Annotated in this window: 15 protein-coding genes; 6 read left to right on the top strand and 9 right to left on the bottom strand. The window is 74.1% G+C overall.

Translation table 11 applies throughout. From position 1 onward, the window contains the following. Positions 1-229: 229 nt before the first annotated feature. Positions 230-1,138 carry a 5'-3' exonuclease gene (locus HS045_RS21595; protein WP_196453256.1) on the bottom strand — a complete coding sequence of 303 codons (909 nt, stop codon included), beginning with the start codon at positions 1,136-1,138 and terminating at the stop codon, positions 230-232. A 191-nt stretch (positions 1,139-1,329) separates the two neighbouring features. On the opposite strand from HS045_RS21595, the gene HS045_RS21590 reads away from it, so the two are divergent. From HS045_RS21590 to HS045_RS21575, 4 genes are all read left to right on the top strand, one after another. Beyond that, positions 1,330-2,445 carry a Xaa-Pro peptidase family protein gene (locus HS045_RS21590; protein ID WP_196453255.1) on the top strand — a complete coding sequence of 372 codons (1,116 nt, stop codon included), beginning with the start codon at positions 1,330-1,332 and terminating at the stop codon, positions 2,443-2,445. A gap of 242 nt (positions 2,446-2,687) precedes the next feature. Beyond that, a complete protein-coding gene (locus tag HS045_RS21585; protein ID WP_196453770.1) occupies positions 2,688-3,830 on the top strand; it encodes an acyl-CoA dehydrogenase family protein in 1,143 nt (380 codons plus the stop codon). Between the two features lie 274 nt (positions 3,831-4,104). Continuing rightward, positions 4,105-4,446 (top strand): YciI family protein, encoded by a 342-nt coding sequence (locus HS045_RS21580; RefSeq protein WP_230884523.1) that lies wholly within the window; start codon positions 4,105-4,107, stop codon positions 4,444-4,446. Positions 4,447-4,451: 5 nt separating this feature from the next. Further along, positions 4,452-5,729 (top strand): RNA polymerase sigma factor, encoded by a 1,278-nt coding sequence (locus tag HS045_RS21575; RefSeq protein ID WP_196453253.1) that lies wholly within the window; start codon positions 4,452-4,454, stop codon positions 5,727-5,729. Positions 5,730-5,857: 128 nt separating this feature from the next. On the opposite strand, the gene HS045_RS21570 is transcribed toward HS045_RS21575, so the two are convergent. Beyond that, positions 5,858-6,589, bottom strand: a complete 732-nt coding sequence (locus HS045_RS21570) for an HAD family hydrolase (RefSeq protein ID WP_196453252.1) — start codon at positions 6,587-6,589, stop codon at positions 5,858-5,860. Positions 6,590-6,743: 154 nt separating this feature from the next. Continuing rightward, on the bottom strand, positions 6,744-7,130 hold the full coding sequence (locus HS045_RS21565; RefSeq protein ID WP_196453251.1) for a VOC family protein: 387 nt from the start codon (positions 7,128-7,130) through the stop codon (positions 6,744-6,746). A 62-nt stretch (positions 7,131-7,192) separates the two neighbouring features. On the opposite strand from HS045_RS21565, the gene HS045_RS21560 reads away from it, so the two are divergent. Next, positions 7,193-8,158 (top strand): YafY family protein, encoded by a 966-nt coding sequence (locus HS045_RS21560; RefSeq protein WP_196453250.1) that lies wholly within the window; start codon positions 7,193-7,195, stop codon positions 8,156-8,158. Positions 8,159-8,258: 100 nt separating this feature from the next. Here HS045_RS21560 and HS045_RS21555 read toward each other — a convergent pair whose 3' ends face one another. Then, the gene (locus HS045_RS21555; protein WP_196453249.1) at positions 8,259-8,435 is read right to left on the bottom strand and encodes a hypothetical protein; all 177 of its coding nucleotides are present in this window, start codon (positions 8,433-8,435) and stop codon (positions 8,259-8,261) included. A 92-nt stretch (positions 8,436-8,527) separates the two neighbouring features. Here HS045_RS21555 and HS045_RS21550 point away from each other — a divergent pair, with 92 nt between their 5' ends. Further along, complete coding sequence (locus HS045_RS21550) at positions 8,528-8,992, top strand: Lrp/AsnC family transcriptional regulator (RefSeq protein WP_196453248.1); 465 nt, start codon at positions 8,528-8,530, stop codon at positions 8,990-8,992. Positions 8,993-9,098: 106 nt separating this feature from the next. Here the strand turns inward: HS045_RS21550 and HS045_RS21545 are convergent, their stop codons facing one another. From HS045_RS21545 to HS045_RS21525, 5 genes are read right to left on the bottom strand one after another with little or no spacing between them, the layout of a single operon-like run. After that, the gene (locus tag HS045_RS21545; protein ID WP_307827637.1) at positions 9,099-10,172 is read right to left on the bottom strand and encodes a BadF/BadG/BcrA/BcrD ATPase family protein; all 1,074 of its coding nucleotides are present in this window, start codon (positions 10,170-10,172) and stop codon (positions 9,099-9,101) included. Then, a complete protein-coding gene (locus HS045_RS21540; protein WP_196453247.1) occupies positions 10,169-11,431 on the bottom strand; it encodes a 6-phospho-beta-glucosidase in 1,263 nt (420 codons plus the stop codon). The genes HS045_RS21545 and HS045_RS21540 overlap by 4 nt, the downstream gene beginning before the upstream one ends. Next, positions 11,428-12,324: a carbohydrate ABC transporter permease gene (locus tag HS045_RS21535; RefSeq protein WP_196453246.1), complete on the bottom strand. Its 897-nt coding sequence runs from the start codon at positions 12,322-12,324 to the stop codon at positions 11,428-11,430. The genes HS045_RS21540 and HS045_RS21535 overlap by 4 nt, the downstream gene beginning before the upstream one ends. After that, positions 12,321-13,259: a carbohydrate ABC transporter permease gene (locus HS045_RS21530; protein WP_196453245.1), complete on the bottom strand. Its 939-nt coding sequence runs from the start codon at positions 13,257-13,259 to the stop codon at positions 12,321-12,323. The genes HS045_RS21535 and HS045_RS21530 overlap by 4 nt, the downstream gene beginning before the upstream one ends. A gap of 6 nt (positions 13,260-13,265) precedes the next feature. After that, positions 13,266-14,609: an ABC transporter substrate-binding protein gene (locus HS045_RS21525; protein WP_196453244.1), complete on the bottom strand. Its 1,344-nt coding sequence runs from the start codon at positions 14,607-14,609 to the stop codon at positions 13,266-13,268. Between the last annotated feature and the right edge of the window lie 49 nt (positions 14,610-14,658).

Below are 14,658 nucleotides of genomic sequence, written 5' to 3'. Positions count from 1 at the left end.
CCGTCCGACCCGCTTCGCTCCGGACCCGGGTGACCAGAACGACCGGCGGCCGAGCCCGACGCCGCTGCCACCGGATGGGGATCGGCAAGCCGCCGGCGGCTCCCGACTGCTCCGCGCCTGGAAGCCGGAGGAGTAGGACGCGGCGGGGCGGTCGGCCGCGCCTGGAAGCCGGTAGGACACGACTCTTCGCCAGGCGTTTTCGCACCGGGGCCGCCCTCGCGCGGGCGGGTCAGGCCGGCCAGCCCAGGGCGGCGGCCAGGCGCTTGAGCGGACTCGCCAGGCCGTACCGCTCGCCCAGGGAGGCCAGCGCCCCGGGGTCGCGGGGCTCGGCGGGCAGGCGCAGGTCCGTCTCCGGGACCGGCGCGTCCGGGGCCACCCGGACCACCGCCGGGGCGACGGCCAGGTAGTCGCGGGCGGCGGCGAGCCTGGCGCGCTGGGCCCTGGTCAGGGCGGGGTCGTCGCGGTCGGCGGCGTCGAGCAGCGCCGCGAGCGAGCCGTACCGGGTGACCAGCGCGGCGGCGGTCTTGTCGCCGACGCCGGGAACGCCGGGCAGGCCGTCGCTGGGGTCGCCGCGCAGGACGGCGAAGTCGGCGTAGGAGCGGCCCGGAATGCCGTACTTGTCGGTGACGGCGGCCTCGTCGACGGGCTGGATGTTCTTGATTCCCCTTACTGTGTAAAGGACGCGGACCGGTCGAGCGTCGTCCACCAGCTGGAACAGGTCCCGGTCACCGGTGACGATGTCCACCGGACCGGCGGACCGGGCGGTGAACGTGCCGATGACGTCGTCGGCCTCGTAACCGGCCACCCCGATCCGGGCGATGCCCGCCGCATCGAGGACCCGCTCGATCACGCCGATCTGCGGGACGAGGGCCTCCGGCGTCTCCTCCCCGCCGTCCGCCGCCAGGCGGTGGGTCTTGTAGGAGGGGATGGCCGCCACCCGGAAGGCGGGCCGCCAGTCGGCGTCCATGCAGGCGGCCAGTTCGCGGGGGGAGTGCTCCCGGACCAGCGCGGCGATCATGTCGAGGAGGCCGCGGACCGCGTTGACGGGCGTCCCGTCGGGTGCGGTCACCGATTCGGGCACCCCGTAGAACGCGCGGTAGTAGAGAGAGGGAGTGTCGAGGAGCAGAAGGCCGGACATGGCCCCATCTAACCAACCGGGAGCGTCGCCGGCATCCGGTGCGGGGCCGCGTCGGGCGCGGTGGTGCGAGGGCGCGAGGGCGCGTCCGGTGCGGGGGCGCGTCCGTGAGGCCGTCGGGAGGCGTCGGGGCGGCGCCGCCCCGCGGGTCCGGTGATCGGCACGAGGAGGGAGGAGCCCGTAGATTGGTCGGCGTGACAACGGAGTCCTACGACCTTTATCCCGTCGCCCGCCTGGCCGCCGCGCAGGAGGCGACCGCCGCCGCCGGGCTCGACGCGCTGCTGCTCACCCCCGGCCCCGACCTGCGCTACGTGACCGGTTACCAGGCGCTGCCGCTGGAGCGGCTCACCTGCCTGGTGCTGCCCGCCGAGGGCGACGCCTTCCTGATGGTGCCGCGGCTGGAGCTGCCCGCGGCCGAGCACTCCCCGGCCGCGCGGCTCGGCGTCGAGTTCGTGCCCTGGGACGAGACCGACGACCCCTACGCGGCCGTCGGCGCCCGTCTGGGCGCGGTCGCCCGGGTCGGCCTGGCCGACCGGATGTGGGCGATGCAGTCGCTGCGCTTCCGCGACGCGCTGCCCGGAGCCGAGCAGGTGCTCGCCGGGACGGTCCTGCGGGGCCTGCGGATGCGCAAGAGCGCCGCCGAGGCCGCCGCGCTGCGCGAGGCCGGCGCGGCGATCGACGCGGTCCACGCGCAGGTGCCCGGCTTCCTGAAAGCGGGCCGGACCGAGCGCGAGGTGGGCCGGGACATCGCCGAGGCGATCATCGCCGCCGGACACGAGACGGTCGACTTCGTCATCGTCGGCTCCGGGCCCAACGGCGCCAGCCCGCACCACGAGCTGTCCGACCGGGTCATCCGGGCAGGCGAGCCGGTGGTGGTCGACATCGGCGGGCAGATGCCCAGCGGCTACTGCTCCGACTCCACCCGCGTCTACGCGGTCGGGGAGCCCCCGGCGGACTTCCTGCGCTCCTACGACGTGCTCCGGCGCGCCCAGGAGGCCGCCTGCGCCGCCGTACGGCCCGGCGTGCCGTGCGAGGCGATCGACGCCGCCGCCCGCGAGGTGATCGCGGCCGAGGGCTACGGCGAGTACTTCATCCACCGCACCGGCCACGGCATCGGCCTGGAGACCCACGAGGAGCCCTACATCGTCGCGGGCAACGCCGAGCCGCTGGCCCCGGGCTTCGCCTTCTCCGTCGAGCCGGGCGTCTACCTGCCCGGGACGCACGGCGCCCGGATCGAGGACATCGTGATCTGCACCGAGGACGGCGGCGAGCGGGTCAACCACCGCCCGCGCGAACTGGTCGTCGTCTAGGCCCGTCGTCCGGTCCGTCGTCCGGGTCGGGGTCGGGGTCGGGGTCGGGGTCCGGGTCGGGGTCCGGGTCGGGGCCGGGGTCCGGGTCGGGGCCGGGGTCCGGTCGCGGTGCCCGCGTCCGAGCCCCGGGCGTGCCGGGGCGGGGCTCCGCCGGGGCGCGGCGGATGCCAGAATCGGGGTGGCCGGTGATCCCGGTCACCCCGTCCCCGTGTTCCACGCCCATGATCTGGAGTGTGCGGAAGATGTCCGTCGAGCGCGTCCTTCCCCGTCCCGAGGCCCACGACCTGATGGACCTGGTCCGCGACCTGGTCGGCAAGGAGGTCGCGCCCCGGGCCTCCGCCGACGAGTCCGCCGGGCGCTTCCCCCGCGAGGTGTTCACCACCCTCGGCCGCGCCGGGCTGCTCGGCCTGCCCTACCCCGAGGAGCACGGCGGGGCCGCGCAGCCGTACGAGGTGTACCTCCAGGTGATCGAGGAGCTGGCCGCCGGCTGGCTGGCGGTCGGGCTGGGCCTGTCGGTGCACACGCTCTCGTGCTTCCCGGTCGCGGCCTACGGCAGCGCCGCGCAGCGGGCCGAGCTGCTGCCGGACATGCTCGGCGGCGAGCTGCTGGGCGCCTACTGCCTGTCGGAGCCGCACTCCGGCTCCGACGCCGCGGCCCTGACGACCAGGGCGGTGCGCGGTGAGGACGGCTACACCGTGGACGGGGTCAAGGCCTGGATCACGCACGGCGGGGTCGCGGACTTCTACACCCTGATGGCCCGCACGTCCGACGACGGGGCCCGGGGCATCTCCTGCTTCCACGTGCCCGCCGCCACCCCCGGCCTCTCGTCCGCCGCGCCGGAGAAGAAGATGGGCATGCGCTCCTCGCCGACCGCGCAGGTCCGCTTCGACGGCGCGCGGCTCGCGCCGGAGGCGCTGCTCGGCGCCGAGGGGGAGGGCTTCCGCATCGCGATGGCCGCGCTGGACGGCGGCCGGCTCGGCATCGCCGCCTGCGCCGTCGGGGTGGCCCAGGCGGCCCTCGACGCCGCCACCGCCTACGCCAAGGAGCGCCGCCAGTTCGGATCGCGCCTCGTCGACTTCCAGGGACTCTCCTTCCTGCTGGCCGACATGGCCACCCAGCTCGCCGCCGCCCGCGCCCTCTACCTCGACGCGGCCCGGGCGCGCGACGCGGGCCGGCCGTACGGCACGCAGGCGGCGATGGCCAAGCTGTTCGCCACTGACATGTGCATGAAGGTCACCACCGACGCCGTCCAGGTCCTCGGCGGCTACGGCTACGTGGAGGACTTCCCGGTCGAGCGGTACATGCGCGAGGCGAAGGTCCTGCAGATCGTCGAGGGCACCAACCAGGTGCAGCGCCTCGTGATCGGCCGCGCCCTGGCCCGGTGACGGAGGCGGGGCGTCTCCGGCGGGACGGGAGCCGCCGGGCGGGGATGGACCGGTGACCCGGCGATGCCGCTCCGCCGGGGGAACGGACCCGCGACCCGGCGCTCTCCGGTCCTTCCGGCGGCTCCCGCCGGGAGGACCGGACCGGCGTCCCCGCCCCCGGGGGAGAAATTTCGAAGGCGCTGTCGATCCGGTCGTCCCCCGTTCGTCGTCATGATGTACGGCGACCGCCGTACGGGGATCACAACAGGATCGGAGAGAGACGACAGTGAAGTACATGCTGCTCATCCATGCGGGTGCCGTCGACGAGAACGGCGCGTCCGCCGAGTGCACGGTCGAGGACTGGATGTCCTACGACAAGGAGGTGCGGGACGCCGGGATCCACGTCTCGAGCGAGTCGCTGGCGGACCTGGTGACCGCCACGACGGTCCGGGTCGGCTCCTCCGGGGAGCGGACCGTCACTGACGGGCCGTTCGCCGAGACGCGCGAGGTCCTGGGCGGCTTCTACGTCATCGACGTCCCCGACCTCGACGCCGCGCTCGACTGGGCCGCCCGCTGCCCCGGCGCGCGCGGCAGCGGGGCGGTCGTGGTGCGGCCGGTCGCCGACTTCGGGGCCTGACGGCGATGCGGGACGCCGGCCGGGCGGCCGGAGCGGGCGCGGCGGTGGAGGCGCTGTTCCGTGAGGAGTACGGCCGGCTGCTGGCCTCCCTCGTGCGCCGCTTCGGTGACCTCGACCTGGCCGAGGAGGTCGCCTCCGAGGCGATCGAGGCGGCGCTGGCGCACTGGCCGGCGGCGGGCGTGCCGACCAGGCCGGGCGCCTGGCTGCTGACGACGGCGCGGCGCAAGGCCGTCGACCGGCTGCGCCGGGACAAGGCCTACGCCGCCCGGCTGGCCGTCCTGCAGGTCGAGGCGGAGCGGGCCGGTCCCGTTCCGCCTCCGGAGGCCGACGGCGGCCTGCCCGACGAGCGGCTGCAGCTCTTCTTCACCTGCGCCCATCCGGCCCTGGCCGCCGACGACCGCGCGGCGCTGGTGCTGCGCTGCCTGGCCGGGCTGACCACGCCCGAGGTCGCGCGGGCCTTCCTCGTCCCGCCCGCGACGATGGCCCAGCGGATCGTGCGGGCCAAGAAGAAGATCCGCCAGGCCCGGATCCCGTTCCGCGTGCCCGGCGCCGACGAGCTGCCCGAGCGCCTGCCCGGGGTGCTGCAGGTCCTGTACTCGATCTTCACCGAGGGGTACGCGGCGAGTTCGGGTGCGGACCTGCAGCGGTTCGACCTCGCCGAGGAGGCGATCCGGCTGGCGCGGATCCTGCGCCGGCTGATGCCCGCCGAGCGGGAGGTCGCCGGGCTGCTCGCCCTGATGCTGCTGGTCCACGCCCGGCGCGAGACCCGGACCGGCCCGGACGGCGGGCTGGTGCTGCTGGCCGACCAGGACCGGAGCCGCTGGGACCGCACGATGATCGAGGAGGGTCGCGCTCTGGTGCTCGCCGCGCTGAGCGGCGGCCCGCCGGGGGCGTACGGTGTGCAGGCCGCGATCGCGGCGCTGCACGACGAGGCCGCGGACGTCGCCACCACCGACTGGCCGCAGATCGTGGCGCTGTACGACGTGCTGCTGGTGCTCGCGCCGTCCCCGGTCGTCGCGCTCAACCGGGCCGTGGCGGTGGCGATGCGCGACGGCCCCGAGGCGGGGCTGCGGCTGCTCGACGGCCTGGCCGGTGAGGCGCGCCTGCACGCCCACCACCCGTACGCGGCGGCCCGCGCCGACCTGCTGCAGCGGCTCGGCCGGCTCCCCGAGGCCGCGGCCGCCTACCGCGAGGCGCTCGCCCTGGCCGGCACCGAGCCCGAACGCGCCCACCTGCGCCGCCGCCTGGCCGCCGTCGAACCCTCCGGCCCGGACGGCGCCTGACCGCCCCGATGCCCGCCGCGTTCCCTGCCCGCCCCCGGGCGGTCGCGGACCGCGGCGTCCGGCCCGCCTGGCGCGGGGAGAAGAGCGGACTCCCCGACCCGGGCCGCGCTGCGGTTCGTGGGAGCCGGTCAGGCGTTCGTGCGTGACAGGTGGCCGGGGAGGTCGGTGAGGCGTTCGATGCGGAGCACCGTCTCGTCCGCCGTCGGCGACGGCCCACCGGTGACGAAGTCGACACCGCGGTCCAGCCAGATGCCGGTGAGCCCGGCGAGGGCGGCCGCGTTCACGTCGCTCTCCAGCATGTCGCCCACGTTGACCGCCTGCGAGGGGTCCGTCCCCATCCGCCGGCAGGCGGCGGCGTAGGCGGCGGGCTTGGCCACGCCGAGCTCGGTCGGAGTCAGGACGGCTTCGAAGTACTCCAGGAGACCGAAGCGGGCGAGCTTGGCGCGCTGCTGCTCGGGGTCCCCGTTGGTGAGAACGGCCAGACGCGGTCCCGCGGGGAGTCGTTTCAGGGTCTCCAGGCAGGGCTGGACATCGGGATAGCACCGCCAGGACTCCTCGAACACGGTGAGGTAGCGCTCGGCGATCCAGGCGTCCAGAAGGCCGGGGCTTTCCGGGACCGGTTCGCCGAGCACCGGCAGGAAGGAACGGATCCTGCGCCGGTGGTGTTCGGCGAAGGAGCACTCACCCGCCAGGTACTCCCGCATGTGGCGCCCCTCCAGCGTCCACCACAGCGTCACCAGCTCCTCCGGCGGAGCCGTCGCGTTCGGCGCCGCCCGGACGATGCGGCCGATGGCCTCCCACACCGCGCTTCGGTGATCGACCAGGGTGCCGTCCAGATCGAAGAAAATCACATCCACCATGAGGCGATCATCTCGTGGTGGAGCGCCCCGGCTTCGGCGGAGGCCGGTTCTCCTGAGAGGATCGCCTCATGCGGGGGACGCCCGGCCCCCGACCGGCGCGCGACGGGCACCCGAGCGAGCGCGTCACCGGGGTCCGGCGGCCGGCCGACGGCGCTCAGTTCTGCGTGGAGATGCAGAACGGGTGGCCTGCGGGGTCCAGCAGGACCCTCCGCTCGTCGGGATGCGGCTGGACCGGGGGCTCCGAGGCGCCCAGCGCCAGCATCCGCGCCTGGGCGGACTCCAGGTCGTCGACGCCCAGCTCGATGTGGGCCTGCTTGCCCTGGGAGGGATCCGGCCAGGTCGGAGGCCGGTAGTCGGCCACCCGGATGAAGCCCAGTCCGGATGAACCCTCCCGGCCGAGCAGGACGAAGTCGTCGCTGGAGTAGACGACGGGCAGGCCGAGCGCGTCGCCGTAGAAGCGGGCCAGCTCGGCGGGGTCCGGGCAGTCGAAGTCGACGGACAGCAGACGGATCGCGGGTGCGGATGCGGGTTCGGTGCTCATGGGAGGACGCTATGACGGGACCAGGACAGTTCCGGTCCTGGTCATCGGGGACACTTCAGGATGTGATCGGTACCTCCGCCCGCCTGCTGCGATTGGTCTCCCTGCTGTCCGCCCGGCCGACATGGACCTGCCGCGAGCTGGCCGAGCGGATGGCGGTCACCGACCGCACGGTCCGGCGGGACATCGCCCGGCTGCGGGAGCTCGGCTACGGCGTCGAGTCCGACCCCGGGCCGTGGGGCGGCTACCGCCTCGGCGGCGGCATCCGGGTGCCGCCGCTGATCCTCGATGACGAGGAGGCGCTCGCGGTGGCCGTCGCACTGCGGGAGGCCGCGCTCAGCGGTGTCCTGGGCGGCGACCAGGCCGCGCTGTCGGCGCTGCTGAAACTCCGGGCGGTCCTGCCGCCGCGGATCGCCGACCGGCTGGGCGAGATGGACGCCACCTTCGTCCACACCCCCCGGCCCGCGGACCGTCAGATCTCGTCCGGCACGCTGCTGGAGCTGGCCTCCGCCTGCCGCCGCGGTGAACGCGCCCGGCTGTCCTACCGGGACCACGCGGGCAAGGCCACCGTCCGGGACGTCGACCCCTACCGACTGGTGTTCACCGGGCTTCGCTGGTACTTCGTCGCCCGGGACGTGGCCCGGGACCAGTGGCGGACGTTCCGGGCCGACCGGGTGGTGCACGTCCGGCCGACCGGACACGCGGTCGAACTCCTCGACCCGCCCGACCCGGTGCTCCTCGTCTCCCGGGGCATCGCGGGCGTCGTGTACCCGCTCTACGCGACGGTCCGGCTGCCGCACCCCGTGGACCGGGCGCTACGGCTGGTCCCGCCGACGATCGGCTCCCACCGCCCGGACGGCCCCGACGCCACGATCGTCGACATCGGCGGCAACGACGCCGACCAGCTCGCCGACTACCTGCTCGGTCTGGGCACCAGGCTGCGGGTCCTGTCACCGGACCCGGTACGGGAGGCGCTGCTGCGCCGTACCCGAGACCTGACCGAGGACAACGGGGGCGATCAGCCCCGGTAGGGGGCGTTGCGCCGGGTACGGGGCCCGGTGGTCCCGGGGCCCTCTCATGCATCACCGGCGGGGACGGCGATCCGCGACCGTGTGCGCGGGCCGGGCGTCCTCAGGTGCTTTCGTGCGCCTGACTCCGCCGGGCGAGCCGCTCCCGCCGGGTGATCGCGTACTCGACCTCGCCGAACTCGCTGCCGGGGATCGGGTCGTCCCGGTCCAGGTGGAACGTGCGCACGTACCGCAGGCCGACGGCGGCCATCGCCGCCCGGGAGGCGGTGTCGACCGCCATCGTCGCGGACGGGCCGAGGCGGGGCGGCGGCGGGTCCGGATCGTGATCAGGGGTTGGTCATGGTCCGGGTGGGATCGCGCTACCTTGGGCGGGTGGAGGAGATCGACCGCCGGATCGTGACGTTGCTGGCCGAGGACGGCCGGATGAGCTTCACCGACCTCGCCCGCGAGACGGGCCTGTCGGTCTCGGCGGTGCACCAGCGGGTGCGCCGGCTGGAGAAGCGCGGGGTGGTGCGCGGGTACGCGGCGCTGGTGGACTACGACGAGATCGGCCTGCCGCTCACCGCGTTCGTCTCCATCAAACCGATCGACCCGGCCGCCACCGACGACGCCCCCGACCGGCTGTCGCACCTGAGCGCCATCGAGGCCTGCCACAGCGTCGCGGGTGACGAGAGCTACATCCTCAAGGTGCGGGTGGCCTCGCCCCTCGCGCTGGAGGAACTGCTCAACCAGATCCGCACCGCCGCCAACGTCTCGACCCGGACCACCGTCGTGCTCAGCACGCCGTACGAGCACCGCGCGCCCGAACTGATGGAGAAGCCGCCGCAGCCCTCGTAGGCGCGGCCCGGCCCGGTGCCGCGCCGGGACCGGACGGGCCCCGGCGCGGTGGGCGGAGCGGGGTCCGGCCCCGGACGCCCGAGCCCGGACGCCCGAGCCCGGCCGTTCAGACGCGGCTGCGGAAGCGGTCGCGCAGGCGGGTCTTGGCCTCCTCGCCCGCGCCGAGAGCGTCCAGGCCCAGCAGGGCGGCGCCCGCGACGGGCGGGAGGGTGACGACGACCGGTTCGGCCTTGGGCGCCCGCTCGGCGAAGCGCCGCCGGATCATGTCGTCCAGCAGCGCGTCGCGGGCCGTCAGCACGCCGCCGCCCAGCACCACCTCGACGGGGGAGTCCAGCAGGCCGAGGCGGCGCAGCGCGACGACCGCGAGCACGACGACCTCGTCGGCCATCCGCGCCAGGATCGAGCGCGCCACCGCGTCACCCGCCGCTGCGACCGCCATCAGCACCGGCACCAGCTCGTGCAGCCTGGCGTGGGGCAGGTCGCCGAAGTGCAGGCCGAGCGTCACCTCCTCGACGGTGCGGGCGCCGAAGTGCCCGCGCACGGCGCGTTCCAGCGCGGTGGCCGGGCCGCGGCCGTCCTCGGCGCGCACGGCGTGCCAGAGGGCCTCCTCGCCGAGGACGAGGCCGCCGCCCCAGTCGCCGCTGATCCTGCCGAGCGCGGGGAAGCGGGCGACCTCACCGGTGGGGGAGACGCCGACCGCGTTGACGCCCGCCCCGCAGACCACCGCCACGCCCGAGGGGCCGGAGGCGCCGGCCCGCAGCAGCGCGAAGGCGTCGTTGCCGACCGCCACCTCGCGGCCGTAGCCGCGGGCGAGGATCTCGTCGCGGAGCGTCTCCTCCTCCACCGGCAGGTCCGCGCCCGCCACGTAGGCGGCCACGTGGTCGGCGAACGGCGGGGCCGCCCCGGGGCCGAGCGCGCGTCGCACCGCGTCGCCCAGCACGTCGACCGCGGCGCCCACGCCCTCGCTCTGCGGCCGGAAGCCGCCGCCGCGGCCGGTGGCCAGGACGGTGCCGTCCTCGGCCACCAGTGCGACGTCGGTCTTGCTGTTGCCGCCGTCGACGGCCAGCACGGTCCGCACGCGTGCGCCGTCCGTGCCCGGCGGGATCCCCGCGTGCTCACCGGCCGCGCCGGGTGCGGTCCTCGTGTGCTCACCGTCCGTGCCCGGGGGGGTCGTCCTCACGCGCCCGCCGCCCAGGGCAGGTGCGGGCGGTTGGCCTCGACCAGGCGGCGGGCCAGGTCGCCGGAGAGGGACGCCTGGCCGATGAGCGGGTGGGCCAGGAGCGCGTCGGCGACCCGCTCCTCGCCGCCGTGCAGCGCCGCCTCCAGGGCCAGCGTCTCGTAGGCGGTGACGTGCGCGATGAGGCCCGCGTAGAGCGGTTCCACGGGGTCGACCGGCAGGGCCCGGGCCCCGGCGGCGGTGATCGTCGCGGGCACCTCGACGACCGCCTCGCGCGGCAGGAACGGCAGCGCGCCGTCGTTGCGCAGGTTGACCACCTGGGTGTCGCCGCGGTCGCCGAGCAGCGAGGCGATCAGCGCGACGGCGGCCTCGGAGTAGAACGCGCCGCCGCGCCGCTCCAGCAGCGCGGGCTTGGTGTCCACCGCCGGGTCGGCGTACAGCTCCAGCAGCCGCGCCTCCATCGCCGCGACCTCGGCCGCGCGGGACGGCCTGGCCCGCTGCTCGGCCACGACGCCGTCGTGCTCGTAGAAGTAGCGCAGGTAGTAGGAGGGCACCGTGCCGAGGCGGCGGATCAGCGCGGCCTCCAGGCCGACGTCTTGGGCGATCTGCTCGCCGTGCTCGTCCAGCAGCCGGGGCAGCACGTCCACGCCGTCGAGCAGGACGGAGCGCTCCCAGGTCAGGTGGTTCAGCCCGACGTGGCCCAGGGCGATCCGCTCGGGCGCGACGTCCAGCGCGGCGGCGAAGCGGCGCTGGAAGCCGATGGCCACGTTGCACAGGCCGATGGCGCGGTGCCCGGCCTCCAGCAGCGCCCGGGTGACGATGCCGACCGGGTTGGTGAAGTCGACGATCCAGGCGCCGGGCGCGTGCCGGCGGACCTGCTCGGCGATGTCCAGCACCACCGGGACGGTGCGCAGGGCCTTGGCCAGGCCGCCCGCGCCGGTCGTCTCCTGGCCGACGCAGCCGCACTCCAGCGGGAGCGTCTCGTCGACGTTGCGCGCGGCCTGGCCGCCGACGCGCAGCTGCAGGAGCACGGCCTGCGCCCCGGCGACCCCCTCGGGGACCGAGGCGGTGGTGGCGACCTTCGCCGGATGGCCGGCGCGGGCCAGCATCCGCCGGGCCATGCCGCCGACCAGGTCGAGGCGGGAGGCGTCCGGGTCGACCAGTGCGATCTCGGTGAGGGGGAGCTCGTCCCGCAGCCGCGCGAACCCGTCGATCAGCTCCGGCGTGTACGTCGAGCCGCCCCCGACAACGGCGAGTTTCAACCCTTCACTCCTGTCAAGGTGACGCCCTCGATGAAGACTCTCTGGGCGAGGAAGAACACGATTATCACCGGTGCCATGACGAGCAGCGTGGCCGCCATGGTGAGGTTCCACTGCACGCTGTGCAGTGCTTTGAAGGACGCCAGCCCGATGGAGAGCGTCCAGTTGTCCACGTTCGTGGAGGCGTACAGCAGCGGGCCGTAGTAGTCGTTCCAGCAGTAGAAGAACTGGAACAGCGCCACCGCGGCGATGGCCGGCCGGGCCATGGGCAGGACGATCCGCAGCAGCGTCGCCAGGTCCGAGCAGCCGTCGACCCGGGCCGCCTCGGTGTACTCCCTGGGGATCGTCAGCAGGAACTGGCGGAGCAGGAAGATCGAGAAGGCGTCGCCGAGCAGCATGGGCAGGATCAGCGGCCAGAGCGTGCCGGTGAGCTCAGCGCGGGCCCAGATCAGGTAGACCGGTACGGCGACCACCTGCGGCGGCAGCATCATCATCGTGATGACGGCCAGGAAGGCGGCCCGGCGCCCGGGGAAGCGGAAGCGGGCCAGCGCGTAGGCCACCGGGACCGACGACAGCAGCATGAACGCGGTGCCCAGGCCCGCGTACAGCATCGTGTTGCCGATCCACTGCAGCAGGGGCGAGCGCGCGAACACCTCGGCGAAGTTGCCCCAGTTCCACGAGTGCGGCCACAACCGGCTGGTCAGCGCCTGCTGGTCGGTCATGAGCGCGGTGAGCGCGATGAAGACCAGCGGGGCGAGGAACATGATCGCCAGCGCGATCGCGACGGAGTGGACGGCGATCCAGTGCAGGGCCCGCCGCCGGCGCAGACCCGCGGCGGTCGGTCGGCGGACGGCGGGGCCCGGGGTGCGGGGGAGGACGGCGGGTGCGGTGCTCACGAGACCTCCTCGAGTCCGCGGAACCGGCGCAGCAGGACCAGGGTGAGCAGCATCGACGCGGCGAACAGCAGCAGCGCGAGCACGCACGCGTACCCCATGGAGAAGTCGCGGAAGCCCATCTGGAAGAGCCACTGGGGCAGGGTCAGGGTGGACATCTCCGGGTAGCCGGGGGTGAAGCTGCTGCCGGGGGAGTCGGTGGAACCGGAGGCGACCCGGGCGGCGATCATCGCCTGGGTGAAGTACTGCAGGGCGTAGATGACGCCGGTGACCGCGGAGAACAGCAGCACCGGGGAGATCGTCGGCAGGGTGACGCTGCGGAACCGCCGCCAGGCCCCCGCCCCGTCGAGCGCGGCCGCCTCGTACAGGTGCTTCGGCACGTCGAGCAGGGCCGCCAGGAAGATGACCATGGTGTTGCCGGTGCCCCACATGCCGAGCAGGGTCAGGCTCGGCTTGGCCCAGTCCTTGTCGCCGAACCAGTCCGGGCCGGCGATCCCGAACAGCTCCAGGAACTGGTTCATCGGGCCGGTGGCCGGGTTGAGCAGGAACACGAACGCGACCGTGCCCGCCACCGTCGGGATCAGCGAGGGCAGGTAGAAGACCGTCCGGAAGAACCCGGCCCCCGCCTTCAGCCGGGTGACCAGCCAGGCCACCCCCAGGGCGAAGAGCAACTGGGCCGGGACCATGAAGACGACCAGCCACAGGGTGTTGCCGATCGAGGTGAGGGCCCGGTCGTCGGTCAGCAGGTAGCGGTAGTTGTCCAGGCCGACGAACTCCAGCGTGAACAGGTCGTAGCGGTGGAAGGAGAAGTAGACGGTGGCGGCGAGCGGGTAGACGAAGAAGACCGCGAACCCGATCAGCCAGGGCGACAGCCACAGGAGGGCCCGCAGGCCCTCGCGGCGCCGCCGGGCGGGCGGCGCCGCAGGGGTGGGACGCATCGCGGATCAGCCCCCGGAGAGCGTGTGCTTGTCGTTGATGCGCTTGTCGACCCCGGCCAGCCCGGCGTCGAGGTCCTTGACGGAGCCCTTCTCCCACTCGACGAGGAAGGTGGTGAGAGCCTCCTGGTTGAAGACGCTGTTGACGTTCGGCGGGAGCGTGCTCGTCTTGGGGTGGTTGAAGATGTCGAGGAAGGTCTGGAAGTTCGCGTCCTTCTTCAGGTCGGGCGAGTCCATCGCGGCCCTGGTCGTCGGCACGTTGCGCAGCGCGTTGGAGAGCGTCACCAGGCTGCCGGTGTCGGTGGTCAGGTGCTTGACCAGCTCCCAGGCGTGCTGCGGGTGCCCGGCCCCCTTCGGCACGCCGATCACGGTGCCCGCGGTGAAGCCGCTGCCGTACAGCTCGGGCCGGTCGTCGGCGACGGGGACCGGGGCGGTGCCGTAGTCGAGGTCCGGCGCGTCGCCGGTGATCATGGCGTTGCGCCACTCGCCGTCGACCGCCATCGCGACCTTGCCCTCGTGGAAGGGGTGCTCGGCGCCCCACTCGTCGCCCAGGCCCTTGCGGAACCTGTCGAGCTTGTCGTACCCGTACCAGTCGATGAGCTCCTTCTGCCAGGTCAGGAGCTTCTTCCAGGCGGGGTCGGAGCCGATCGCCGAGGTGCCGTCCTCGTTGTACCACCTGGCCCCGACCATCGGGCCCAGGTGGGAGGGGGAGTTCTCGTAGTACTGGACGCTGGGGATGAAGCCGGCGACCTCGATGTTCCCGTCGGCGTCGCGGACGGTGAGCTTCTTGGCCAGCGCGGTCAGCTCCGAGAGGGTCTTCGGCGGCTGCTCGCCCTTCATCAGGGCCTTGTTGTAGTAGAGGCCGTAGGCGTCGGCGAGCATCGGCAGCGTGCAGCGCCGGCCCTCGAACTCGGTGTAGGAGCGCGCGGCGGCCGGGAGCACCGACAGGTCGACGCCGTCCTGGGCGATCACCGGGGTGAGGTCCTGGAAGACCCCGCTGCGGCACCACTGCGCCACGTTGTCGGTGGTGAAGGAGGCGGCCACGTCGGGGGCGGTGCCGCCGCGGACGGCCTGGGTGATCTGGTCGTCCTGGACGCCCTTCGTCAGCTTGACGGTGATCTGCGGGAACTTCTTGCGGAACCCGGCGACGGCGTCCTCGAACGCCTTGACCTCGCTGTCGGCGCTGAACCCGTGCCAGAGCTCGATGGTCGCCGCGGGCAGCGCCGCGGCGGCGCTCCCGGAGGGTTTCGGCTGGGATCCGAGCGCGGGCGCGCTCCGGTCGCCCGCGGTGCAGGCGGTCAGGGCCGCGGCCGCGACGGCGGCCGTGGCGAGGGTGAGAAACCGTCGGTTCACGACAGTGGCCTCCTCGATCGGGGGGTGGGATGACCGGATGAATCGGAAG

It is taken from the genome of Planomonospora sp. ID82291 (assembly GCF_015711645.1).
GTDB lineage: Bacteria > Actinomycetota > Actinomycetes > Streptosporangiales > Streptosporangiaceae > Planomonospora.
This window is presented reverse-complemented; position numbering and strand designations above follow the sequence as displayed.